Raw genomic sequence first — 24,313 nt, forward strand, 5'->3', positions numbered from 1 at the left:
GCCGGGAGCACGTCGTCGGCGCCCGGGACCAACTCGGCCGGGACAGCGCAATCGAGCGGCGGCTCCGGCCCACGGGGATCGACGACCGTCGGCCGACCCGGCAATCCTGCAGGCGGCACCAATATCGGACGCATCGATGGGACCGTCACGCCCGGACCCTCGCTGCAGGGCGACGACCAGATTCGTTCGGAGACCTCCCGCGATTCCGAGGCGGATCGAAAGATCAAAGGCATCTGCAGGGGATGCTGAGTCCATGATGCTGACCCCTTGATCAGCAGGGCTATCGCATTTGAGATTTTCCCTGCGGCCATCCTTCGAGACGCCCGCTTGAGGCGGGCTCCTCAGGATGAGGTCGGAGTACGCGGCAGCAGTTTCAACGGGCACTGACACCGATTAGCCTCATCCTGAGGAGGCGCGTCAGCGCCGTCTCGAAGGACGAGGCGTGCGCGGAGACCGCCGCCACAAGTCATATGCGATTGCCCTGCCCATGATCAGGACGCCGGTTTGACCGGCGTCCAGTCCAGGTCCGCATCATCGCGAGGCTCGGGGTCGGCCGGGCAAGGCCTGATCTTCAACTCGTCCTCGAGCACCGCCTCGCCCTCGGCATGCTCGACCAACCCCGCCTCATCGGCTCTCTCCAGCGCTTCCTCCTTGGTCGGAAACGTGCGGCTCATCTTCTCTCCGTCCTTGAACAGGGCGTATGCCATGATCGCCTCTCTGGTTTCCGTCGCTACGCACTATGCGATTTCCCTGAGGTTACTCAGGGTCGACAATCCGAGGCCACCCAAAGCAAGCAAGAACGATCTTCTCGGCATGTGCATCTCCAACATGTGAGCGACAGACGCAGCGTGATATCGAACGTTCCTATCGGGAATGAAGCCGATGACCAATCGCGCACGCGTGCCGACGAACGTCTCGCTCGCCTTAACGCATGTTAGTCTCGATCAATTGGCACGATTGATCGCAAGCTCGATCCCAGTGAGATGCTGATCGCCATAGGAACGTGTCCGTCTAGCATGGCTTGATTCCGCATCGGAAGTGCCGAGCCGCGCACGAGTTCACCACATGCAAGACAGACAAAGCAATTTCCCGACGTCCGCAGGCGTCCTTCTCGGACTTGGCCTCGGCGCATTCTTCGACGGCATCGTCTTTCATCAGCTGCTGCAATGGCATCATATGTTAAGCGGCTGGTATCCGCTCGATTCCATCGAGAACATCACCCTCAATACGACTTGGGACGGCATCTTTCACAGTACCGCCTATGTCCTCGTGCTCGCTGGGCTTTATCTGTTATGGCAGCGGGCACGCCGAGGCGCGCCGCGGTGGTCCCGCTCGCAGTGTCTCGGGACGATCCTGATCGGGTGGGGCATCTTCAATCTCGTCGAAGGCGTGATCGATCACCAGATCCTGAGATTGCATCAGGTGAACGAGACCGTGCCCGACGGCCAGCGCATTTTCTGGGATATCGGCTTCCTGCTGTGGGGAGCTGCGATGATCGTCATGGGCGTTGCCATGGCACGCGCGGGCGCGCAGGAGGGAGTGCATGCGAAAGGCAGCTTACAGGCTCGTTAGAAACACGCCGCCGGCTCTGGTCTACGTGATCTTTCTGCTGCTGCTCGTGCTCGCGACGGCGCCGGCGTTTCGGCCAGTGCTGTTCGGCCTCTCCGTCGACGATCTCTTGCAGTTGCGCTGTTTTTCGCCGGTCTGAGCGCGGAGGTGACCATGGTGGAGTTCAGGCTTCCAAGAAACTCCCGCATCGAGCAGGGGGTGGTCTGGCCAAAGCCGGCCGGCAAGAGCTTGCGGGAATTTCAGGTCTATCGCTGGAATCCGGACGATGGCCGCAATCCCAGGCTCGACACCTATTTCGTCGATCAGACGGATTGCGGGCCGATGGTGCTGGACGGGCTGATCTGGATCAAGAACAACATCGACTCGACCCTGACCTTCAGGCGATCCTGCCGAGAGGGCGTTTGCGGCTCCTGCTCGATGAACATCGCCGGCCAGAACACGCTGGCATGCACGAGGTCGATGAACGAGGATGTTGCGGAAGGCGAGCCGCTCCGCGTGCTTCCCCTGCCGCATCAGCCGGTGGTGAAGGACCTGGTGCCGGATCTGACCAACTTCTACGCGCAGCTCGCACTCATCGAGCCGTGGCTGCAGACCACGTCCCCCACGCCGCAGAAGGAATGGCGGCAAAGCCACGAGGATCGGGCGAAACTCGACGGATTGTACGAGTGTATTCTCTGCGCGTGCTGCTCGACCTCATGCCCGAGCTATTGGTGGAATTCCGAGCGTTTTCTCGGGCCGGCAGCCCTGATCCAGGCGGCGCGCTGGATCAATGACAGCCGGGACGAAGCCACCGGCGAACGCCTCGACATGCTCGAGGATCCCTTCAGGATCTATCGCTGCCACACCATTCTGAATTGCGCGAAAGCATGCCCAAAGGGCCTCAATCCCGGAGAAGCCATTTCGGCTCTGCGGCTCAAGATGGTCGAGCGGAAGTTCTGATCGCGAGCGAGACGCCACTGCGCAAAACAGGAACCATGGCTGCGGCGCTCGCTTATCAGACGCGAGTTGGAGGCGCCTGATGGGAAAGAAGCAATTTGCCGCTCTGCCGTTTCGGCTGGACAAGTCCGAGCTGCGGGTGATGCTGATCACGACCAGGCGCAAGCGCAGGTGGAGCGTCCCAAAGGGATCGCCGATGCGCAACAAGGAGCCGCACCTGACGGCTGCGCTCGAAGCCTATGAGGAGGCGGGCCTGGTCGGTGTCGTGGCCACGCGCGCACTGGGCAGCTTCAAGCATCGCAAGCGAAAAGGTGATCGCAAGCGGACCATGAACGTTGCCGTCTTCCCCATGAAGGTGCACGGGCGCCAGCGCTGGTGGCCCGAGAAGGGCGAGCGGGAGGCGATCTGGGTCTCGCCCAAGACGGCGGCGCGCCTGGTGCACAAGGCGCAGCTCCGGCGCCTGATCGCCCGGTTCGCGGCGCAGACGGCGCGCGAGACATCCTCGCCGCTCGGCCGGTGAGGGGGGCCGGGATTAGGAACACGTCGCGCGCCCAATCATTCAAGCTTGATGGACCAACAAACCACGGGGCTCATATCGGAGGAGCGGCCGCCTCACGACATCCTGGCAGCGGCGATCGAGCGACGCCGCGCCGTCTTGTTCGTGGGCGCCGGTGTCTCGATGGCCGTCGGCCTGCCGTCCTGGCAGTCCCTGATTGATCATCTCTTGGACGATCTGGGCCTTGAACGCAACGTCATCGACGGAATGCATGGCGGCTATCAGATGCTTGCGGAATATTATCGGATCAAGCGCGGCGGGATCGGCCCGCTGCGCAGCTGGCTCGACCGCAATTGGCGTGTCGACCCCGAGAAGATCGCCGCTTCAGAGCTGCACCGGATGATCGTCGAGCTGGATTTTCCGGTCATCTACACCACTAATTACGACCGCAACCTCGAAACCGCGTTCGACGTGCTGAACAAGCCCTTTGCGAAGATCAGCAACGCGAAGGAGATCGCGAGCGCTCGCGCCGGCGTCACCCACATCATCAAATTCCACGGCGACTTCGATGACGATGCTTCGCTGGTTCTGACCGAGACCGATTTTCTCAACCGGCTCGCCTTCAATTCCCCGCTCGATATCCGCTTTCGCGCCGATGCGCTGGGAAGCACGCTGCTCTTCGTCGGATACAGCATGTCCGATCCGAACATCCGGCTGCTGCTGCACCGGATCTGGCAGATCTGGGACGAGTCCGGGCACAGCCAGGACCGGCCGCGATCCTTCGTATTCGTCGCGCAGCGCAATCCGGTGCAGGAGGCGGTGCTCGCCAACTGGGGCATCACCACCATCGCCCCGCCCGAGGGTATGGCTGCCGATGACGGTCTCAGGCGGCTGCTGCACGACATTCGCGAGCGGCTTGACGGCAGGACAGCGCCTAGCTCGGGTCCCGACACCGAGAGACATCGCTAGGGCCGCCGCACGCTGCAGATCTCGTTCGGGGCTAGAGTGAGGCTTGCGGCATATTGCATATCCAGAAAGCCGGCGCGCCAGCGCTGCGCCATGGCCGTCTCCGACAGATCAAAGGATTTTTCCGGCCCGGCCTCCTCGCGGCCCGGCCGGTAGCTCAGGAGATAGACCTCGTCCTTGTAGTGGAGGTCCTGAAGCTCGGCGCGGAGCTGACGGGCCTCCAGAGCGTAGCCGAGGCGCTGGAAGGTCTGGTTGCCGAAGGTCAGGTCGCTCTTGCGCTCGGAGGCGGCCTCGAGCCCATCGGGGACTTTGCCGTCGCGCGGAAACAGATCGATCACATAGAGGCGGAGCGGGCCTGCAGTCTCCAGGATCGGATCGAACGGCGCGTTCAGCGAGAACCCGCCGTCGACGAGCCAGCGGCCGGCGATCTGCACCGGAGCGAATTCGGGGAGAAAGCCGCAGCTGGCCAGGATATGGTCCATTTCGATCCGCTCCGATGCGGAGTCGAACAACACGGCATCGCCGCTCTCGACATCGGTGGCGCAGATCGTGATGCGCAGATCGCCGCCATTCAGACGTCCGAAATCAATCAAGCGCTGCAGGCGTTGGCGGGTCGGGCCGAGATCGTAGATGCCGCCGTAGTGAGACGCCGGAATGGGGAGGCGGGGGTGGAAGAAACCGGAATGACCCAGCACGCGCGTACTGATCGAGCTCAGCCACGCGAAAGTATGGCGGCCCGCGTTCGGCACGTCGGCTGGACTGCTTGGGGCATGCCAATAGCTGCGTAAATTGCGCAGCCGATCGTCGCACGGGCTCCCCGCGATCAGCGCGGCCGTGATGGCCCCGGCCGACGAACCGGTCAGCCAGTCGATCGGCAGCCGAAGCGAACTGAGAGCTTCAAACACACCGCCATGATAGGCGCCGAGGCCGAGTCCGCCGGAGAACGTGATGGCGGTGAGAGGACGCTCGGCTGTGCCGCCAGGCTCAGCTGCACGGTCGGTCAAGACGGGCGCCAATTGCCGGTCGGGCGGTCGCGCCGATCACCGGTATCTCCCGCAATAGCGAAGATTGATCGCGAGAGCGGCGGCGAGCAATCGACATTCATCTCAAAGCTCCAATGTCGACAATTGAACGCGGCTCTTGATGCCGTGTTCCAAAGGCTCAAACGGCACGCATGGCCGCCCTTTGCGGCGAGCCGTTAACCTGTGTGAAGCCGGTCGCTGCAGATCGCGGCTAAGGTGACGGCTGCGACAGCTCCGACCGGAAGCGGGATGCCAGAACAATCTCCGAGCCTCAGAAACTTCACCATCAACTTCGGTCCTCAACATCCCGCCGCGCACGGGGTGTTGCGGCTGGTGCTCGAGCTGGACGGCGAAGTCGTCGAGCGCGTCGATCCCCATATCGGCCTTCTGCACCGCGGCACCGAAAAGCTGATCGAGGCCAAGACCTATCTCCAGGCCATTCCCTATTTCGACCGGCTCGACTACGTCGCTCCGCTGACCCAGGAACATGCCTTCTGCCTCGCCATCGAACGGCTGATCGGCATTGAGGTGCCGCGCCGCGGCCAGCTTATCAGGGTGCTCTATCACGAGATCAGCCGCATCCTCTCGCACCTTCTGAACGTCACCACCCAGGCCATGGACGTCGGCGCCTTGACCCCGCCGCTCTGGGGCTTCGAAGAGCGCGAGAAGCTCATGGTGTTCTACGAGCGCGCCTCCGGCAGCCGGATGCATGCCAATTATTTCCGGCCGGGCGGCGTGCACCAGGATCTGCCGCCCAAGCTGATCGACGACATCGAGGCCTGGTGTGATCCGTTTCTGAAAGTCGTGGATGATCTCGACCGCTTGCTAACGCTCAACCGGATCTTCAGGGCGCGCAACGTGGACATCGGCAGGGTGACGCTGGAGCAGGCCTGGGCGTGGGGATTTTCGGGCGTGATGGTGCGCGGCTCGGGCGCCGCCTGGGATTTGCGCAAGGCGCAGCCTTACGACTGCTATGCGGAGATGGATTTCGACATCCCCATCGGCAAGAACGGAGACTGCTACGACCGTTATCTCATTCGCATGGAGGAGATGAGGCAGTCCGTCCGCATCATGAAGCAGTGCATCGAGAAGCTGAAGTCGCCGGACGGCGGCGGCCCGGTGATCGTGCAGGACAACAAGGTCGCGCCGCCCCGGCGCGGTGAGATGAAGCGGTCGATGGAGGCGCTGATCCATCACTTCAAGCTCTACACCGAGGGCTTCCATGTTCCCCCCGGCGAAATCTACGTCGCCGTCGAGGCGCCCAAGGGCGAATTCGGCGTGTTTCTCGTCGCGGATGGGACCAACACCGCCTACAAGTGCAAGATCAGGTCGCCCGGCTTCGCCCATCTGCAAGCGATGGATTTCCTCTGCAAAGGGCATTTGCTGGCGGACGTCTCGGCGATCCTGGGCTCGCTGGACATCGTGTTCGGCGAAGTCGATCGCTGATCGTGAACGGCCGGCACGCACCTACTCGGGCAGAGGCGTGTCGGCGATGTCCAGCAGCGCGCCGAGGCCTTGGCGGAGGCGCCGCGTCGCGATGCTGTCGTTGGCAAGGCCGAGCACCACGAGCGAGCGCGCGGTCACCGCGTAAGCATGCCCGAACTCGAACTCGGCCATCGGCGCGTCGGGCCGATTGGTGTCGATCAGGCCGAGCCAGCTGCGTCCGTCGGTGACCTCCGGCAGGGTGAAATTCACGACGTCGTGGTGCGCGTTGTAGACCAGCAGCATGGTCGCATCCGAGCCGCGGCGCTTGATCCCGGTCTCCTGCGCGCGGCCGTCGAGCAGCATGCCGAAGCACTTCGCATTGCCGTCCTGCCATTGCTCCGTCGTCATCTCCTCGCCGGACGGCGACAGCCAGGTGACGTCCTTGACGTCGAGCTCCTCGTTGTGCGAGCCGACCAGGAAGCGGCTGCGGTAGAGGATCGGAAACGCCTTGCGGGTGGCGATCAGCTTGCGCACGAACTCGCGCAGGCTGCGGCCGTTCGCGGTGATGCCCATCCAATTGAGCCAGGTGGTCTCGTTGTCCTGGGCGTAAGCATTGTTATTGCCGTTCTGGGTGTGCCCGAACTCGTCGCCCGCGAGCAGCATCGGCGTACCGTGGGACAGCAGCATCGTTGCCAGCAGATTCCGCTTCTGGCGCTCGCGCAAGGCGGTGATCTCGGCGTCGTTGGTCGGCCCTTCGACGCCGCAATTCCAGGAATGGTTGTTGTCGTGACCGTCGCGATTGTCCTCGCCATTCGCCTCGTTGTGCTTGTCGTTGTAGGAGACGAGATCGTTGAGGTTGAAGCCGTCATGCGCGGTGACGAAATTGACGCTGGCCCAGGGCCGGCGTCCGCGCTTGTTGAAGAGGTCGCCGGAGCCCGAAACGCGCTTGGCGACGTCGGCCAGCGTGCCCGGATCGCCCTTCCAGAAGGCGCGCACCGTGTCCCTGAACTTGTCGTTCCACTCGGCCCAGCCCGGCGGAAACTGACCGACCTGATAGCCACCGGGCCCGATATCCCAGGGTTCCGCGATCAGCTTGACGCTGGAGAGCACGGGATCCTGGCGGCAGGCGTCGAGGAAGCCGCCGCCTTCATCGAAGCCATAGGGTTCGCGCGCCAGGATGGTGGCGAGATCGAAACGGAAGCCGTCGACCCGCATCTCGGTCGCCCAGTAGCGCAAGGAATCGGCGACGAGTTGCAGCACACGCTGATGCGAAAGATTGACGGTGTTTCCGGTGCCGGTGTCGTTGATGTAGTAGCGCTTCTCGTCCGGCAGCAGGCGGTAATAGCTGGCATTGTCGATGCCCTTGAACGACAGGGTCGGGCCGAGCTCGTTGCCTTCGGCGGTGTGATTGTAGACGACGTCGAGAATGACCTCGATGCCATGGGCGTGAAACTGGTTGACCATGGCCTTGAATTCGTTGGCCGATGTCGCTTTCAGGTAACGCGGCTCCGGCGCGAAGAAGGCAATGGAGTTGTAGCCCCAGTAGTTGCGCAGGCCTTTCTCGACCAGATAGCTGTCGTCGACGAAGGCATGGATCGGTAATAGCTCGGCGCTGGTGATGCCGAGCGAGCGCAAGTAAGCCGGGATTTCCGAATGTGCGAGCCCCGAGAACGTGCCGCGATCGGCTTCCGGCACCAGCGGATGCAGCTGGGTGAAGCCTTTGACGTGCATCTCGTAGACGATCGTGCGCTCCCACGGCACTTCCGGCTTGCGCGCCACGCCCCAGGTAAAGGCGGGATCGATGACGCGGCATTTCTGCATCAAGGGCGCGCTGTCGCGTTCATCATAGGACAGGTCCTTGTCGGCGTGATCCAGCCGGTAGCCGAACAGCTCCGGCCCCCAGCGGAGCTGGCCGACCAGCTGCCTGGCGTAGGGATCGAGCACGAGCTTGTTGGGATTGAAGCGGTGGCCGGCGTCGGGTTGGTAAGGACCATGGACGCGATAGCCGTAGACGGTCCCGGGACGGGCGGAGGGCAGATAGCCGTGCCAGACCTCGTCGGTATATTCGGGCAGCTCGATGCGCTCGAGCTCGGCTTCGCCGGTATCGTCGAACAGGCAGAGCTCGACCTTGGTGGCGTGGGCGGAGAACAGCGCGAAATTGACGCCGAGGCCATCCCAGGTGGCGCCGAGCGGGAAAGGTCTGCCTTCGGTGATCCGGGTGCGGCGCAGGCGTGAGGCCGTCCGCGTCAGGGCCTCGTCTGAATGTGCTGGCTGGTCCATCTCTGCCCCCGAGTTGCCCGTCAGGATGTCGGCGCAGTCGCGGCGGTGGGCTCCACGTCGGCCGGCTTGGACGGCGCGTTGGCTTTTTGCAGAGCCGCCTCCTTGCTGATGGCCGGAATGGAGTTGCCGATCCGCCCGACGATCGCGATCAGCTCAGCGTCCGAAAGTCCGAGCCGTTTCTTGACGAGGCGCACCTGGGCGCGGTCGGTCAGGTCGAGCTTGTTGCGGATCAGTTGCGGCTTCGGGCGGCGCATGGCCACGGCTCCTGTCTGGGATGGTAACCGTCGCGCTGCTGATTCCGTTCCCGTTGCGCTGCAAATGTCCGGCGTCGGCGCCGTGGAGGAACGAACGCACACGGCTCCGCTTTGTCGCCCTGACGTGCGCAATTGCATGCCGAAGTGGGCATGCGGCGAAAGGGACGGGCTTGAATCAGAGGCTGGGAATGGCCGAGCAAAATCGGCGCCATGGTCCTCAGATCGTCGATCATGGGGTCTCGTTCAACCTGTGGGCGCCGACGGCGCGATCGGTCGAGCTGCTCGAAATCGGCCAGCCGCCACGCAAGATGCCGCGCGATGCGGACGGCTGGTATCAGCTGTTGAGCCAAACTGCGCGGGCCGGCACGCGCTATCAGTTCAGGATCAACCAAGACCTCGTCGTGCCCGATCCCGCCTCGTGCTTCCAGCCGGACGACGTCGGCGCGCCGAGCGAGGTGGTCGATACGGCCGCGTTGCGGGACCCGGTGCTCTATCCGGGCCGTCCCTGGGCGGAAGCCGTGATCTACGAGCTGCATGTCGGCACGTTCAGCGAGGAGGGGACCTATGCCGGCGTCGAGAAGAAGCTGCCTTATCTTCGCGATCTCGGCATCACCGCCATCGAGCTGATGCCGCTCAACGACGTCCCCGGGCGGCACAATTGGGGCTACGACGGCGTGCTCCTGAACGGGCCGAATGCCCGCTATGGCCGGCCGGAGGATATCAAGCGGCTGCTGCGCGCGGCGCATGCGCTCGACATCATGGTCTATCTCGACGTCGTCTATAACCATTTCGGGCCGCAGCTGAACTATCTGCATCTCTATGCGGAGAATTTCTTCAACCCCCGCCACACCACGGGGTGGGGGCCCGCCGTCAACCTCGAAGGAGCCGATGGCGCGTTCGTGCGCGGGTTCCTGATCGAGAATGCCCTGATGTGGCTGCGGGACTATGGATTCGACGGCCTGCGCTTCGATGCGGTCCATGCGCTGAAGGACGACTCGAAGCGTCATTTCCTGGTCGAGCTCGCCGAGACCCTGCGCAGCCAGCTGGCGGGCCGGCGCATCCATCTGATGCTGGAGAACGAGGCCAATCAGGCGCACCTGCTCGCGCGTTCGCAGGGACGAGCGACGTACTACGATGCGCAATGGGGCGACGATTTCCACAATGCGCTCCACGTCCTGCTCACGGGCGAGGACGAAGGTTATTACCGGGCGTTTGCGGACAAGCCGCTCGAGCATTTGGCGCGATCCCTGACCGAGGGCTTTGCCTATCAGGGCGAGGTGTTTCCCCTGCACGAGGCGCCGCGCGGCGAGCCGAGTGCTCATCTGCCGCCCGAAGCGACCATCTTCTTCGCCCAGAACCACGACCAGGTCGGCAACCGCGCCTTCGGGGAGCGGCTGTCGCGGTTGGTCGGTCCGGACAAGCTGGAGCTGGCCCTCGCACTGGTTCTGCTCAGCCCGCATATTCCAATGCTGTTCATGGGCGAGGAAGCGGCAGCCGAAACGCCCTTCCTGTTCTTCGCCGACTGGACGGGTGAGGCCGCCGAACTGACACGGGAGGGCCGCCGCAAGGAGTTTTCACACTTCAAGGCGTTCGCGACGCCCGAAACGCGCGCCGGAATCCCGGACCCGTGCGACGAAAGAACCTTCCGCGCCTCCAAGCTGGACTGGACCAGCATCGAGCAATCGCCTTCCGGCACCAGGTTCCGAGCACTGACGACGCAGTTGTTGACGATCCGGCGCGAGAAGATCGTGCCGCTGATCAAACGCGGGTTCGTTTCGGCGCAGCGACAATTGCTCGGCGCGGATCCCAGCATGGGCGGCGTGGATGTGCGCTGGCAGACCGAGCAGGGCGACGTTCTGCAGATTGTCGCCAATCTCGCCGACCTCGAACTGCCGATGCCCTCGCTGGTCGACGGCGAGAGCCTGTGGCGATTGCACTCTCATGACGCCGGAGCACTTGGGCCCGGCGACATGATCGTGAGGCTTGGCCGCAAGCGCTGACGACAGACGAGGTTCAGCGCTCTCAGGCTAACTGCCGGCACGGCTCGCGACGGCCGGTGTGGGCGAGGTCGCGAACTTGCCGAGCCCAAGGTAGACGAGGCCCGCCACGCCGATTCCGAACAACCAGCTCAGATCGGCACCGCCCAGCAGATAGATCGAGATCGGCCCCTGCAGCGCGCTGACGAGGCCGTCCTGCACCAGCCATCCGGCAACGAGGCCGGCGAAGAACGCGATCATGCCGGCCCAGTTGATGTCGCCATAGGCGCTGCTCTCCGGCGAGCGATAGAGCTCGGCCACCTCGATCTTGCCTTTGCGCTTGATGTAGAAGTCGGCGAGCACCACGCCGGCCCACGGGCTCATCCACAACAGCAGGCTGATCATCCAATGGTCGAACGCCTTCGCGAAGGACGGCGCGAAGATGAAGTAGAGGGTGACCAGATAGCCGGCGACGCCGACGATGACGGTGAGCCAGAAGCGCGAGAGTTTCAGCCCCGCGCTCAGGGCCGCCAGCGCCGCCGAATAGACGTTGAGGATGTTGGTAGCGATCGGGCCGTGCAGCACCATCAGGAGGACAAGGATGCTGACGGGACCGCCGAACACCGCGCTGACCATCTTGGCGGGATCCGTGTCCAGCGTCGTCGAGGCAATGGTCGCGCCGAGAATGCCGAGCCAGACCGTCGGCACGAACATGCCGACATAGCTGTACCAGAACACGGCTTTCGACGGCGTGGAGCGCGGCACGAAGCGCGAATAGTCGGAGGCCCAGGTGACCCAGGAAATCCCCCAGCCGACGCCGATTGCGGTCATCAGCATCGTCAGCATCGCCAGATGCGCGCCTGGTGGCAGCGAGGTGGTCAGGTTCCAGTTGACGACGCCGGGCCGCGTCCAGGCCAGCACGCTCATCAGCACCATGATGGCGATGGTCGGCGGCACCGTGTACTTCTCGAAGGTGCGGATCGCGTAGAAGCCGTAGACGCCGATCATCACCTGCACCGCCATCACCAGCGTGATGACGATCATCTCGACCAGCCAGGTGTCGGGCACGCCGAACTGGCCGAGGATGCCCATCGAGACCTTGACCGGGAAATAGGTGTTCACGCCGATCCAGCCCAGCGTCATCAGGAACATCAGGATGCTCGGCAGGTAGGCGCCGCGGACGCCGAAGGCGGACCGGCTCAGCACCATCTGGTTGACGCCGGTCTTGTGTCCCATCACCGTGAAGGTCGCGAAGATCGCGCAGCCCACGATGTTGCCGAGCACGATGACCGCGATTGTCTCCATCAGGCCGAGCTTGAGGATGATGCCGAGCGCGCCGAGCGCCCAGTTCACCGGCGCGATGTTGGCGCCGGCCCAGATCCACATCTGCTGCGGCCCGCTGGAGTCCCGGTCCGCGTCGGGAATTGGCTCGATGCTGTGAATATCAGCGCGAAGTTCGGAATCCGTCATGACATCCCCCAATAGGCGACGTGTCTTCGCTTGCCGCAATGCACACACTCCCAAGCCGAAACCCTGCCGCGCTTAGCTCGATTCGAGTGCGCCTGCCACATCGGGATCATGGCACGATGCTTGCTTTTGTCAAAATGCGAAGCATGCTTCGTAATTCGAGGGACGAAGCCGTCGCCCCTCGCAAGAAGAGGAGAGCGCCATGTCCGTCACTGCCAGCTTCGATCTTCTGCTCCGGGGTGGCCGCGTGATCTGTCCGGCCTCCGGCGTCGATGGCCTCAAGGACGTCGCCATCCGCAATGGCAAGATCGCGGCGGTCGCATCCGACATTCTGCCGACCAGCGCGAAGGAGGTCGTCGATGTCAGCGGCAAGCTGGTGCTGCCCGGGCTGATCGACACCCACGCCCATGTCTATCAATATGTCTCCGGCCGTTTCGGCATGAACCCCGACATGGTGGGCGTGCAGTCCGGCGTGACGACGCTGGTCGATCAGGGCGGTCCGTCCTGCATGACGCTGCCGGGCTTCCGTCATTTCATCGCGGACGCCTCGGCCTCGCGCGTCTATGCCTTTATCTCCGCCTATCTCGTCGGCGGCCTCGAGGGCCATTTCTATCCGCAGCTCTACAGCCCCGACGGCGTCGACATCGATGCGACCGTCAAGTCGGCAACCGCCAATCTCGATCTCGTGCGCGGCATCAAGGCTCACGCGGAGATCGGCGGCTTCGCGCGCTGGGGCATTCGCGTGATCGAGATGGCGGCCGAGATCGGCAAGCGCGCCGACCTGCCGGTCTATGTGCATTTCGGCCAGCTCTGGGGCCTGCCCGAGAGCGGCGCCAATGGCGAGGACGCCGACACCATCCTCACCCGCGTCATTCCGCTCTTGCGCGAGGGCGACATCCTCGCTCATCCCTTCACGCGCCATCCCGGCGGCTTCGTCAATCGCGAGGGCGAGGTGCATCCGGTGATCCAGGCCGCGCTCGACCGCGGCCTCAAGGTCGATGTCGGCCACGGCAGCCATTTCTCCTATCGGCTCGCGAAGAAGGCGATCGCTGCCGGCATCATTCCGACCACGCTCGGCGCCGACATCCACGGCTACAACACCCATGTGCCCGCGCCGGCGGGAACGCCCGACCAGCATGAGGACGACGAGAACCATCCTTTCGCTGGCCAGGCCAAGTTCAGCCTGGTTCAGGCAATGAGCTCGATGATGGCGCTCGGCCTGTCGCTGGAGCAGGTGGTGCCGATGGTCACCTCCAATCCCGCGAAAATGCTCGGCCGCAGCGGTGAAATCGGCGCGCTCAAGATCGGCATGGACGCCGACGTCTCCGTGCTCACGGAGAGAAACGGCCGCTTCGTCCTCAAGGACAACGAGAAGAACGAGGTGATTGCCGAGCGCCTGCTGCAGCCGGCCTTCTGCCTGCGCGCCGGCACCCGCTTCGACGCGGTCGCGCCGATCCTGCCGCAGGCCGTCGCGGCATAAGGCCGGGCGGTGAAGGAGAACGCGAAGTTGCGCAACGAGCGAGAATTTCCGGACGGAAAGACGGGGCAGGGCGTTGGCGCGCGACTGCCGCGCAAGGAAGACGACCGCCTGATGCGCGGCCGCGGCCAATATGTCGGAGACGTCAGGCTCGCCGGCCTTCAGGACGTCGCCTTCGTGCGCAGCCCGCTGGCGCATGCGCGCATCCGCGGCATCCATGTGCCCGAACGCCATCGCGGCAGCGTGTTCACGGCGACCGATCTCGTCGGCATCAAGCCGATCCGTGCGGTGTCGGGCCTGCCGGGCTTCAAGATCTCGGAGCAGCCGGTGCTCGCCACCGGCAAGGTGCGCCAGGTCGGTGAGCTCGTCGCGATGTGCCTCGCGCCGACCCGCGCCGAGGCCGAGGACATCGCGGCCTCCGTGACGCTCGATCTGGAGGAGCTGCCGGCGATCCATGACATGCTGAAGGCGCGCGAGCCCGGCTCGGCGCTGGTGCACGAGCATTGGGGCGACAACGTCTTCCTGGAGACCAATCACGAGGTCGACATCTCCGCAGCGCTCGATGCGCCGATCAAGGTGACGCGCGAGATCTCGACGGCGCGGCAATGCATGTCGCCGCTGGAAGGCCGCGGCGTGGTCGCGACCTTCGACAAGAGGCTCGACCAGCTCACGCTGCATTCGGCGGCCCAGATGCCGCACATCACGCGCAGCGGCCTCGCCGAATGCCTCGACATGGAGGAGGGCCAGATCCGCGTCATCTCGCCCGACGTCGGCGGTGGTTTCGGTCACAAGGGAATTTTGCTGCCCGAAGAGGTCTGCCTATCCTGGCTGACGATGCGCTGCGGCCATCCCGTCCGCTGGCTCGAAGACCGCCGCGAGCATCTCGTCGCCAGCTCCAATTGCCGCGAACATCATTACAAAATCACGGTCTATGCTGACCGTGACGGCACGCTGCGCGGCATCGATTGCGAAGCGACGGTGGATTCCGGCGCCTACTCGTCCTATCCGTTCTCCGCGTGTCTCGAAGCCGCGCAGGTCGCCAGCATCCTGCCCGGTCCCTACAAGATGCCGGCCTATCGCTGCCGCACCTTCTCGGTCGCCACCAACAAATGCCCGATCCTGCCCTATCGCGGCGTCGCGCGCACCGGCGTCTGCTTTGCGCTGGAATTGATGCTCGACCTCGTGGCGGCGGAAGCCGGCCTAGAGCCCGGCGAGGTGCGGCTCCGCAATCTGGTGCGCCCTGAACAGATGCCGTTCGACAACATCACCAAGAAGCATTTCGACAGCGGCGATTATCCGGAAGCGATGCGCCGCGCGCTCGCGGCCATCGACATCGACGCCATCCGCGCCAGGCAAAAGCAGGGCGAGGCCGACGGCCGCCGCATTGGCGTCGGCATCTCCATCTATTGCGAGCAGGCCGCGCACGGCACCTCGGTCTATTCCGGCTGGGGCATCCCGATGGTGCCGGGCCATGAGCAGGCCTCGGCGCGCCTGACGCCGGACGGTGGCCTTGAACTGCGCGTCGGCGTGCACTCGCACGGGCAGGGCATGGAGACGACGCTCGCCCAGGTCGCGCACGAAATCCTCGGCGTGGATGTCGCAAACATCCGCATCGTCCTCGGCGACACCGCGATGACGCCCTATTCGACCGGCACCTGGGGCTCGCGCTCGATGGTGATGGCGGGTGGTGCGGTCGCGACGGCCTGCCGCGAACTCGGCGAACGTGCGCGCCGCATCGGCGCGAAACTCTTGCAGCACGATCCGGCCTCGGTGGTGTTGCAGAATGGCGAGGTGCGCGGCGTCAACGGCAGCGTCAGCCTGAAGGCGATCGCCCACACCTGGTACCGCCGCCCGCAGGATTTGCCGCCAGACGTCGATCCCGGCGGGCTCGAGGTCACCCAAGGCTACAAGCCCGTGCGCGACAGCGGCACCTTCAGCTATGCCGCGCATGCAGCCGTGGTCGCGGTCGATCCTGATATCGGCGAGGTCGAGATCCTCGACTATGTGATCGTCGAGGACGGCGGCGTGCTGGTCAATCCGCTCGTCGTCGACGGCCAGATCTATGGCGGCCTCGCGCAAGGCATCGGCACCGCGCTCTACGAGGAAATGCCGTTCGACGCCTCCGGCCAGCCGCTGGCGACGACGCTCGCCGACTACCTGCTGCCCGGCCCGACCGAGGTCCCGGCCGCGCGCCTCGATCACATGGAGACGCCGTCGCCCTATACGCAATTCGGGGTGAAAGGCATCGGCGAGGGCGGGGCCATCGCACCGCCCGCCGCGATCGCCAATGCCGTCAACGACGCGCTGCGCCCGCTCGGCGTCGAGCTGATGCAGTCGCCGATCACGCCGCATCGGATCGTCGCGGCGGTGCTGGCCGCGCGCGCGGCTGAGAGGAGTGCGGCATGAAACCGGCGCCCTTCGCTTACGAGCGCCCGCGCGACCTCGATGCGGCTCTCTCGATGCTGGCCGCAAGCGGCGGATCGGCGAAGATCATTGCCGGCGGACAATCGCTCGGCCCGATGCTCAATCTGCGGCTGGTGCAGCCGGAGCTGATCGTCGACATTTCGGGCCTTGCCGAGCTCAAGCGCGCAGAAGTCTCCGGCAGCGAGCTCGTGCTCGGCGCTCTTATCACCCATGCCGATATCGAGGACGGCCGCACGGCCGACGTGACCCGCGGCTCCATGCGGGCTGTCGCTGCCAACATCGCCTATCGCGCGGTCCGCAATCGCGGCACGATCGGCGGCTCGCTCAGCCATGCCGATCCCGCCGCGGACTGGATCTCGGCGCTGGCGGCCCTGGGTGCGCGCGTGACATTGCGCAGTCTTGCCGGTGTGCGATCGATGGCGGTCGAAGCGTTTGTGGTCGGTGCGCTGGAACCTGCGCTGCATGCCGGCGAGATCGTCGAGGCGGTCCACGTGCCGGCGCGATCGGCGACGGCGCATTGGGGTTATGCCAAGAGCTGCCGCAAGACCGGCGAATTTGCCCACGCGATCGGTGCGGTGCTGGTCGATCCCGCCGCCGCCTCGGCGCGTATCGTGATCGGTGCAATCGACACGCCGCCGATCGTCGTCACAAATGCCGAGCTGTTCGGCGGCCGGATTGCCGCCGACTACAAGCAGCGCTTCGATGTCCGTGCCGCCGATGCCCTGCTCGCAAGCGCCGGCATCGACGATGCCGCGCAGCGCCACATCTATGTCAGCGTGCTGAAGCGCGCCGTTCTGGAGGCCGCGGCATGACCACGATCGCGCTTCAGGTCAATCGCCGCGCGGTGGAGCTGCACGCCGAGCCGCGCACCAGTCTTGCCGATTTCGTCCGCGACAGGCTCGATCTCACCGGCACCCATCTCGGCTGCGAGCACGGCGTCTGCGGCGCCTGCAGCGTGCTGCTCGACGGCGTACCGGCGCGCTCCTGCATCACCTATGCGGCGGCCTGCGAGGGCGCCGATGTCACCACGATCGAAGGCCTCGACGAGGACGAGATCACGACCGAGCTGCGCGCTGCCTTCACCCGCGAGCATGCCCTGCAATGCGGCTATTGCACGCCCGGCATGCTGGTCTCGGCGCGCGACCTGGTGCTGCGTCTGCCCGACGCCGACGAGCGCCAGATTCGCATCGGCCTCAGCGGCAATCTCTGCCGCTGCACCGGCTATGTCGGCATTGTGCGCGCGGTGCAGTCCGTGATCGAGGCAAGGCGCGCGCGCAACGTCGCGCCGATGGCGGATGGGGGTCGGACCGTCCTTGGTCCTGCCGGCTCGGGGCGAGCGGCAACCGCCCGGAACGAGTTGCGGCCTGCGCGGCACGCGCCAGCTCCGGCACTGGAAAGTGCCACCCCAAGCAGCATCCCCGACTTCACGCCGGCAACCGTGCTCGATCAGCGCTTCACGTTGCCGTATCCGCCGGCAAAGGTGTTCGCGATGTTCGAGGACATCGCAGGCATCGCCGCCTGCCTCCCTGGCGTATCGCTGTCGTCGACGCCAAAGCCGGAGCGCGTCGAAGGATCGATCCGCGTCAGGCTCGGTCCGATCGCAGCAAGCTTCGAGGGGGCCGCGCGCGTCGAGCGGGATCCCGCGACACTCTCGGGGCGCATCGTCGGCATCGGCACCGACCAGCGCAGCCATTCCGCGACGCAGGGCGAGATCCGTTACCGCCTGCTGCCACTGGAAGGCGGCGCGGCGACCGCGGTCGAACTGTCGATCGGCTACACGCTCACGGGAATGCTGGCTCAGGTCGGTCGTCCCGGCCTCGTGCGCGACCTTGCAAAACGTCTCGTTGCGGAGTTCGCCGCCAATCTCGACCGCCACATGTCCGGCGCCTCGTCGGGGCAGGCAGGTCCGGCGGAGCTCAGCTTCTGGTCGATTGCATCGGACGTCTTGCGAGCCCGGCTCGCGCAAATATTTCGCCGCACCTTCGGAAGAGGTGGCGCGGAATGATCGGCGAACCGGCGCCGCGGAGTGACGAAGCCTGGACTGCCCTGACATCAACAGCGTGGGATTTGGAGAGACAAACATGACACGAACACTCGGACTGGTTCCGGCAATCGCGTTGGCGACGGCCTTGTTCGGCGGCGCCGCGGGGGCGCAGACCATCAAGATCGGCGTCAACGAGCCGCTCACCGGCGCGTTCGCGGCCTCAGGCACTTACGTCGTTAACGGTGCCAAGATCGCCGCCGACGAGATCAACGCAAAGGGCGGCATCCTCGGCAAGAAGATCGAGCTCGTCATCGAGGACAACAAGAGCAACCCGACGGAGGCCGCCGCCGTCGCCGAGAAGCTCATCACCAGCGACAAGGTGCCGGTCCTGATGGGCGCCTGGGGGTCGAGCCTGACGCTCGCGGTGATGCCGAAGCTGATGGAGTACGAGACGCCGATGGTGGTGGAGACCTCGTCCTCCGGCAAGATCACGACGACGGGCAATCCCTTCATCTTCCGCATCTCGCCGCCCTCCGCGATTGAGGCGGCCGCGTTCAAGAACATCGTCGACAAGCTCGCGCTCAAGAAGGTCGACTTCCTCGTCATCAACAATGACTGGGGCCGCGGCACCGCCGAGGATTTCAGCAAGATGATGAAGGAGAAGGGCATCGGCATCGGCCTCGTCGAGACCATGGACCAGGGCGCGCAGGACATGAGCGCGCAGCTGTCCAAGATCAAGAGCTCGGATTCCGAGACCGTCATCGTCACCACCGCCGTTGACCAGCTCACGCTGATCTTCAAGCAGGCCGCCGCGCTTGGCCTGAAGAAGCGCATCATCACCACCGGCGGCTCGCAGAACCCGGACCAGATCATCGCGCAAGCCGGAGCGGCCGCCAACGGCACCATGCATCTGACCACCTTCCTGCCCTGGTTCCCGGACAAGACCCCGAACCCGGAAGCCACCAACTATTTCATCGCGGAATGGAAGAAGCGCGGCTTCGACTTCGCCGGCTGCACCGAGAGTTTCCGTGGCTATGACGGCATCCGCACCGTCGCCGCCGCGATCGAGAAGGCCGGCAAGGCTGAGCCTGCCGCGATCAAGGCGGCGCTCTGGAACATCAACATCAAGGGGCTGAACGGCGACATCGTGTTCCGCAAGTCCGGGCCCGAGGGCAAGGAAAGCGGTCAGAGCCAGCCGAACGTCTACCTCATCGAGATCGCCGACGGCAAGATCGAGATGAAGACGCTCTGACGCGCTTGTTCGCAGGCGAGGGCGGTACGTCACCGCTCTCGCCGAATACGGACTAATCGGGAACAATCTTGAGCGAATTCCTTCAGCATCTGATCAACATGCTCGTGCTCGGCGGCACCTATGCGCTGCTGGGTATCGGGCTGACCTTGATCTTCGGCATCATGAACGTCGTGAACTTCACGCATGGCGTGCTCTACACGTTCGGCGCCTACATCATGTTCATCGTGGTGCAGCAGCTTGGGCTGAACTTCTTTCTCGCGCTGCCCGTGGCCGTGCTGGCCGGATGGCTGCTGGGTGCGGCCATCGAATTGACCTTGCTGCGTCCGCTGCGCGGCTCCGACATCGACACCACCATGCTGGTGATGATCGGCGCCTGGATCGCGATGCAGTCGGGCACGCTGTGGATCTGGGGCGGAGTCGCGAAAGCGGTGGGGACGCCATTCCCGGAGGCGCCGCTGGTGCTGGGGCCGGTCTCCGTCTCCCGGCTGCGCCTGTTCGTGCTCGCCGCTGCGGCCATGTTGATCCTTGTGACGTATCTGCTCATCAACAAGACCAGCCTCGGCCGCGCGATGCGGGCGACGTTCCAGGATCACGACACGGCGTCCCTCATGGGCGTGAACGTCGATATGATCTACACCTCGACCTTTGCGATCGGCTCCAGCCTGGCGGCCGCCGCCGGCGCGCTGCTCGGGCCGGTCTACGTCATTTTCCCGCAGATGGGCGATCTCGCCGCGGTCAAGGCCTTCGCCATCGTCATCCTCGGCGGCCTCGGCAACATCACGGGCGCGGTGATCGGCGGCTTCATCCTGGCGCTGGCCGAGGAGCTCGGCGCCGGCTACGTCTCGTCCGGCTACCGCGATGCCATGGGCTTTCTCATCATCATCGCGGTGCTGATCTTCCGGCCGACCGGCCTGTTCGCGCGCGCGGAGCGCGTCGGATGAAGACGATCGTCACCATTCTCGCCGTCGCGGCGCTGGCCTCGGTGCCGCTCTGGCTGCGCGATCCCTATCTGCTCAACGCGCTGATCACGACCGGCATCTTCGTCATCGGCGCGATGAGTCTCAATCTGCTGCTCGGCTTCACCGGCCAGCTCAGCCTCGGTCATATCGCCTTCTTCGGCATCGGCGCCTATGTCAGCGCGCTGACGTCGCTTGGTTTCGACATCGGCCTGCCCGGCGGCTTTCGGCTGGTTCACACGCCCTGGCCGCCGATCATAGGCTTCGTGCTGGCGATCCTGATTGCAGGATTGTGCGGCTATTTCGTCGGTCTGTTGTCGTTCCGCGTCCGCGGCGCCTATTTCGTCATTGTGACGATCTCCTTTGCCGAGGTGGTCCGGCTGGTCGCGCTGAACTGGGTCGAGCTGACGCAGGGTCCATTGGCGCTGACCAATATCCCGTCCATCGCGTTGCCCTTGCCCGGCTTTGGCGAGCTGACACTGCGCACGAAATTCCACAACTATTATCTCGTCCTGGTCGTTGCGCTCATTGCCTATCTCCTGATCGCGCGCCTCGTTCATTCCCATTTCGGCCGCTCCATGCGTGGCCTGATGGAGAACGAAACGCTCGCCGTCTCCGTTGGCATCGACGTGACCAGGACGCTGACGATTGCTGCGGTGATCTCCGCCGCGATCGCCGGCGCGGCCGGGAGCCTCTATGCGCACTACATCCGGATCATCGACCCTGAAGTCTTCGCCTTCATCAACACCGTCACCATGGTGATCATGGTCATCAGCGGCGGCAAGGGCTCGCTGGCGGGTCCCGTCGTCGGCGGCCTGATCTTCGGCCTATTGCCGGTTGCGCTGCGGCCTGTGATGGCGCCGGAAGCGCAGTGGATCGCCTATGGCGGCGTGCTGATCGCCATCCTGTTCGTGTTGCCGCGCGGCATCGTGCCGTCGCTGGCGCAGCGGTTGACCCGGCGACGGAGCGGGACGACGGCGCTGGCACCGGTGACGCTCACTGAAACCGGCGCCAAGGAGCCGGCGTGATGACCGCGCGCAGCATCGCCATGACCATCGATCAGGTCGCCGTCCGCTTCGGCGGGCTGGTCGCGATTTCGGACATGAGCTTTGAGGTTGGCGAGGGCGAGATCGTCAGCCTGATCGGGCCGAACGGCGCTGGCAAGACCACCGCCTTCAACGTCATGACCGGCTTCCTGACGCCGAGCGCCGGCCGCGTCACCTATCGCAACACTGCGCTCGCCGGATTGAAGCCGCACGAGATCGCCGATCTCGGCTTGATCCGCACCTTCCAGCGCACCAGCGTATTCCCGAACGACACCGTCTATGACAACCTCCTGATCGGCCTGCACCGGCAGGGCCGGGTCCGGCTGCTCGACGCCATCCTCGGCCTGCCAGGCGCCCGCGCCTCGGAGCGCAAGCTGCGGCAGCGCGCGAGCGAGCTGCTCGAATGGGTCGGGCTCGAACGCCGCGCCCACGATGCGGCGGGCTCGCTCTCCTACGGCGAGCAGCGCTTGGTCGGTGTCGCGCTGGCGCTGGCGGCGGAGCCGTCGATGCTGCTGCTCGACGAGCCCGTCTCCGGCATGAACGCCTCGGAGACGCACCGTTTCGTCGAGCTGATCCGTGGCATCCGCGACCGCGGCATCACGATTTTGCTGGTCGAGCACGACATGCCGATGGTGATGACCGTCTCGGATCGCATCCTGGTGCTCAACTATGGCCGCATCATCGCCGAAGGCACGCCCGATGTGATCCGCAACGATCCTGCTGTCATCGAAGCCTATCTTGGACATGGAGCAGGACGTGCTTGAGATCCGCGACATGGTCTGCGGCTACGGTGGCGTCACCGCGCTGCGCGGCATCTCGCTCGACGTGAAGGCCGGCCAGCTGGTCGCCCTGATCGGAGCCAACGGCGCCGGCAAGAGCACGACGCTGCGCGCGATTTCCGGCCTGGTGCCGCCGCGCTCGGGCCAGATGAAGTTCGAGGGCATCGACATCACCGGCGCGAAGCCGCCGCGCGTGCTGGCGAGCGGCATCGCGCATTGTCCGGAAGGGCGGCGCGTGTTTCCGCATATGAGCGTCGAGGAAAATCTCGATATGGGCGCTTACCTCCGGCGTCGTTCGGGCGAGATCGCGGCCGACCGCGACCGTATCTACTCGGAATTCCCGCGGCTCGCCGAGCGGCGCCGGCAGGCGGCGGGCACGCTGTCGGGCGGCGAGCAGCAGATGCTTGCGATCGGCCGCGCGCTGATGTCGCGGCCGCGCCTGATCATGTTCGACGAGCCGTCGCTCGGGCTCGCCCCCAATATCGTCGAGCGCACCTTTGCGATCATCCGCGGCATTCGCGATGCCGGCACCACGGTGCTGCTGGTCGAGCAGAACGCCTTCGCTGCGCTCGAGATGTGCGACCACGCCTATCTGCTCGAGAACGGCCGCATCGTGCTATCGGGCGCCGGCAGCGAGCTGATCGCGAACGAGCATGTGCGCAGGGCCTATCTCGGTGGGTGACGACGCCGGGTGGATTGCCGTCTGCGATCTCGACCGGTTGAAGGCGGAGACGATCGTCCGCGTCGCCGGGCGCGACCTGCTCGTGATCTGGAACGAGGGCAACGTCGTCGCCTGCGAACGTGCGTGCCCGCACGAGCAGGCGGATCTGGCCTTGGGGCAGGTGACGGCAGGGCGCCTCGATTGTCCCCGCCATGCGGCGTCGTTCGATTTGCGCGATGGCGAGATCAGTGCGGGATGGCCGAGCCGGCCGCTGCGGCTTTATCCGGTGCGGATCACGGGCGAGCGAATCTGGATTGAGATGCAGGAGCGGCAGCCGGGGCGATGATGCCATCATGCCCCTGTTTTGCCCGACGAGTCAAAGCGGCAAAGGCGGTGTCGATCGACCCTCAAACAATTCGCCTTTGCAAACAACGACATCGCTACTGTGCATGGGGTTGTTTTTCGCACTTTTAGTCCAGCAGCCGCCGCGCAGCCTCCACCAGGACTCCGTCCGGCCGGCGCAGAGCCTCGAGAATGGTGAAATGGTCGGCGCCTTCGACCGAAATGAGCTTGCCCGGCGCTCCCGCCGCCACGCGCTTGTCGAAGAGATTGATGGAATCGCAAACGAGCGCCGGCAGTTCGCTGCTGCCATAGGCGATGTCGAGGCGTTTCTGGATGACGGGCAGGCGCAGCGGCGACAGCGTGGCGATCTCCTCGTCCGTCAGCTTCAGCGCATCGTTCAGCCCCGTATCGCGGATCGGCGCGAGATCGTAGACGCCCGAGAGCGCGAGCCCCGCATGGACACGCGGATGATCCAGCGCCATGGCAGCGAGATGGGCGCCGGCGGACCAGCCCGACAGCACGACCGGTCCGGCAATTCCATAGGACGCGCCGTGCGCCGCGAGCCAGTCGAGCGCGCGCGGGATCTCGGCGACGATGTCGCTGAGGGACACCTCGGGCGCCAGCGAATAGCCGGGGATCGCAACCGACCAGCCATGCGCGGCGACGCCTTCGACCAGCATGGCGAACAGCTCGCGCGAATTGCGCTGCCAGTAGCCGCCATGCAGGAACACCAGGCAGGGCGCATCAGGCTTCGCGGCCGGGTAGAGGTCGATCTTGTTATTCGCCCGCTCGCCGTAGGGCAGGTCGAGATGGGACCTGAGCGTGCCCCGCAGCCGGCTTGAGGCTTCGTTGCGCTCGGCGATCAGGGCGGGGCTGTTCTTGACCGCCGCGTTGTTGTCATAGGCCGCGCTGCGCTCCGCCCGGGACAGCTCGGACCAGCGGTCGCGGGGGTCGAGCGGCCGAATTGTCGAATGAGGGTTCTCAACCATGGGAGTCTCCGT

General features: G+C 65.0%; 23 protein-coding genes and 1 pseudogene. 18 read left to right on the top strand and 6 right to left on the bottom strand.

All coding sequences use genetic code 11. The features are described 5' to 3' along the window. Positions 1 to 249 (top strand): annotated as a pseudogene (locus tag I6F09_RS00005) (hypothetical protein); the annotation flags it as partial. A gap of 242 nt (positions 250 to 491) precedes the next feature. Here the strand turns inward: I6F09_RS00005 and I6F09_RS00010 are convergent. Next, on the bottom strand, positions 492 to 707 hold the full coding sequence (locus I6F09_RS00010; RefSeq protein WP_225137910.1) for a hypothetical protein: 216 nt from the start codon (positions 705 to 707) through the stop codon (positions 492 to 494). A gap of 358 nt (positions 708 to 1,065) precedes the next feature. On the opposite strand from I6F09_RS00010, the gene I6F09_RS00015 reads away from it, so the two are divergent. From I6F09_RS00015 to I6F09_RS00035, 5 genes are all read left to right on the top strand, one after another. Beyond that, the gene (locus I6F09_RS00015) at positions 1,066 to 1,572 is read left to right on the top strand and encodes a DUF2243 domain-containing protein (protein ID WP_036005029.1); all 507 of its coding nucleotides are present in this window, start codon (positions 1,066 to 1,068) and stop codon (positions 1,570 to 1,572) included. Continuing rightward, the gene (locus I6F09_RS00020) at positions 1,544 to 1,708 is read left to right on the top strand and encodes a hypothetical protein (RefSeq protein WP_225187198.1); all 165 of its coding nucleotides are present in this window, start codon (positions 1,544 to 1,546) and stop codon (positions 1,706 to 1,708) included. Before I6F09_RS00015 ends, I6F09_RS00020 begins: the two co-directional genes overlap by 29 nt. Before the next feature lie 14 nt (positions 1,709 to 1,722). Beyond that, positions 1,723 to 2,508, top strand: coding sequence for a succinate dehydrogenase iron-sulfur subunit (locus tag I6F09_RS00025; protein ID WP_036005027.1), 786 nt, complete (start codon positions 1,723 to 1,725; stop codon positions 2,506 to 2,508). Between the two features lie 79 nt (positions 2,509 to 2,587). Beyond that, complete coding sequence (locus I6F09_RS00030; protein ID WP_036005025.1) at positions 2,588 to 3,025, top strand: NUDIX hydrolase; 438 nt, start codon at positions 2,588 to 2,590, stop codon at positions 3,023 to 3,025. Positions 3,026 to 3,073: 48 nt separating this feature from the next. Next, positions 3,074 to 3,970 carry an SIR2 family protein gene (locus tag I6F09_RS00035; protein ID WP_050995899.1) on the top strand — a complete coding sequence of 299 codons (897 nt, stop codon included), beginning with the start codon at positions 3,074 to 3,076 and terminating at the stop codon, positions 3,968 to 3,970. On the opposite strand, the gene I6F09_RS00040 is transcribed toward I6F09_RS00035, so the two are convergent. Further along, the gene (locus I6F09_RS00040) at positions 3,967 to 4,971 is read right to left on the bottom strand and encodes a patatin-like phospholipase family protein (protein WP_225187199.1); all 1,005 of its coding nucleotides are present in this window, start codon (positions 4,969 to 4,971) and stop codon (positions 3,967 to 3,969) included. The genes I6F09_RS00035 and I6F09_RS00040 overlap by 4 nt on opposite strands. Positions 4,972 to 5,238: 267 nt before the next feature. Between I6F09_RS00040 and I6F09_RS00045 the strand changes: the two genes are divergently transcribed. Continuing rightward, positions 5,239 to 6,435: an NADH-quinone oxidoreductase subunit D gene (locus I6F09_RS00045; RefSeq protein WP_036005022.1), complete on the top strand. Its 1,197-nt coding sequence runs from the start codon at positions 5,239 to 5,241 to the stop codon at positions 6,433 to 6,435. A 21-nt stretch (positions 6,436 to 6,456) separates the two neighbouring features. Here I6F09_RS00045 and glgX read toward each other — a convergent pair whose 3' ends face one another. Both glgX and I6F09_RS00055 read right to left on the bottom strand, forming a co-directional pair. Further along, positions 6,457 to 8,694, bottom strand: a complete 2,238-nt coding sequence (glgX, locus tag I6F09_RS00050; protein ID WP_225149394.1) for a glycogen debranching protein GlgX — start codon at positions 8,692 to 8,694, stop codon at positions 6,457 to 6,459. A 20-nt stretch (positions 8,695 to 8,714) separates the two neighbouring features. Further along, entirely contained in the window at positions 8,715 to 8,948 is a 234-nt protein-coding gene (locus I6F09_RS00055) for a DUF3606 domain-containing protein (RefSeq protein WP_036005232.1), read from the bottom strand. Positions 8,949 to 9,136: 188 nt separating this feature from the next. On the opposite strand from I6F09_RS00055, the gene treZ reads away from it, so the two are divergent. Then, entirely contained in the window at positions 9,137 to 10,948 is a 1,812-nt protein-coding gene (gene treZ / locus I6F09_RS00060; protein ID WP_225187200.1) for a malto-oligosyltrehalose trehalohydrolase, read from the top strand. A 27-nt stretch (positions 10,949 to 10,975) separates the two neighbouring features. Here the strand turns inward: treZ and I6F09_RS00065 are convergent, their stop codons facing one another. After that, entirely contained in the window at positions 10,976 to 12,394 is a 1,419-nt protein-coding gene (locus I6F09_RS00065) for a cytosine permease (protein WP_057030087.1), read from the bottom strand. Between the two features lie 199 nt (positions 12,395 to 12,593). On the opposite strand from I6F09_RS00065, the gene I6F09_RS00070 reads away from it, so the two are divergent. The 10 genes from I6F09_RS00070 (at position 12,594) to I6F09_RS00115 (ending at position 23,316) form a co-directional block, all read left to right on the top strand. Then, positions 12,594 to 13,871 (top strand): amidohydrolase/deacetylase family metallohydrolase, encoded by a 1,278-nt coding sequence (locus I6F09_RS00070; protein ID WP_225187201.1) that lies wholly within the window; start codon positions 12,594 to 12,596, stop codon positions 13,869 to 13,871. Positions 13,872 to 13,880: 9 nt separating this feature from the next. Next, on the top strand, positions 13,881 to 16,274 hold the full coding sequence (locus I6F09_RS00075; RefSeq protein WP_225187202.1) for a xanthine dehydrogenase family protein molybdopterin-binding subunit: 2,394 nt from the start codon (positions 13,881 to 13,883) through the stop codon (positions 16,272 to 16,274). Continuing rightward, on the top strand, positions 16,271 to 17,104 hold the full coding sequence (locus I6F09_RS00080) for an FAD binding domain-containing protein (RefSeq protein ID WP_225187203.1): 834 nt from the start codon (positions 16,271 to 16,273) through the stop codon (positions 17,102 to 17,104). The genes I6F09_RS00075 and I6F09_RS00080 overlap by 4 nt, the downstream gene beginning before the upstream one ends. Then, positions 17,101 to 18,297 carry a 2Fe-2S iron-sulfur cluster-binding protein gene (locus tag I6F09_RS00085; RefSeq protein WP_225187204.1) on the top strand — a complete coding sequence of 399 codons (1,197 nt, stop codon included), beginning with the start codon at positions 17,101 to 17,103 and terminating at the stop codon, positions 18,295 to 18,297. Before I6F09_RS00080 ends, I6F09_RS00085 begins: the two co-directional genes overlap by 4 nt. A 76-nt stretch (positions 18,298 to 18,373) precedes the next feature. Next, positions 18,374 to 19,528, top strand: coding sequence for an ABC transporter substrate-binding protein (locus I6F09_RS00090; RefSeq protein ID WP_036004998.1), 1,155 nt, complete (start codon positions 18,374 to 18,376; stop codon positions 19,526 to 19,528). A 68-nt stretch (positions 19,529 to 19,596) separates the two neighbouring features. Next, on the top strand, positions 19,597 to 20,469 hold the full coding sequence (locus I6F09_RS00095) for a branched-chain amino acid ABC transporter permease (protein ID WP_225187205.1): 873 nt from the start codon (positions 19,597 to 19,599) through the stop codon (positions 20,467 to 20,469). After that, positions 20,466 to 21,512, top strand: a complete 1,047-nt coding sequence (locus I6F09_RS00100; protein WP_225187206.1) for a branched-chain amino acid ABC transporter permease — start codon at positions 20,466 to 20,468, stop codon at positions 21,510 to 21,512. The genes I6F09_RS00095 and I6F09_RS00100 overlap by 4 nt, the downstream gene beginning before the upstream one ends. Continuing rightward, entirely contained in the window at positions 21,512 to 22,294 is a 783-nt protein-coding gene (locus tag I6F09_RS00105; protein WP_225187207.1) for an ABC transporter ATP-binding protein, read from the top strand. The genes I6F09_RS00100 and I6F09_RS00105 overlap by 1 nt, the downstream gene beginning before the upstream one ends. Next, positions 22,287 to 22,991, top strand: coding sequence for an ABC transporter ATP-binding protein (locus tag I6F09_RS00110; protein WP_225187208.1), 705 nt, complete (start codon positions 22,287 to 22,289; stop codon positions 22,989 to 22,991). The genes I6F09_RS00105 and I6F09_RS00110 overlap by 8 nt, the downstream gene beginning before the upstream one ends. Continuing rightward, on the top strand, positions 22,963 to 23,316 hold the full coding sequence (locus tag I6F09_RS00115) for a Rieske (2Fe-2S) protein (protein WP_225187209.1): 354 nt from the start codon (positions 22,963 to 22,965) through the stop codon (positions 23,314 to 23,316). Before I6F09_RS00110 ends, I6F09_RS00115 begins: the two co-directional genes overlap by 29 nt. A gap of 124 nt (positions 23,317 to 23,440) precedes the next feature. On the opposite strand, the gene I6F09_RS00120 is transcribed toward I6F09_RS00115, so the two are convergent. Then, positions 23,441 to 24,301 (bottom strand): alpha/beta hydrolase, encoded by an 861-nt coding sequence (locus I6F09_RS00120; protein WP_225187210.1) that lies wholly within the window; start codon positions 24,299 to 24,301, stop codon positions 23,441 to 23,443. Between the last annotated feature and the right edge of the window lie 12 nt (positions 24,302 to 24,313).

The sequence above is a fragment of the Bradyrhizobium sp. IC3195 genome, from assembly GCF_020193585.1.
Classification (GTDB): domain Bacteria; phylum Pseudomonadota; class Alphaproteobacteria; order Rhizobiales; family Xanthobacteraceae; genus Bradyrhizobium; species Bradyrhizobium yuanmingense.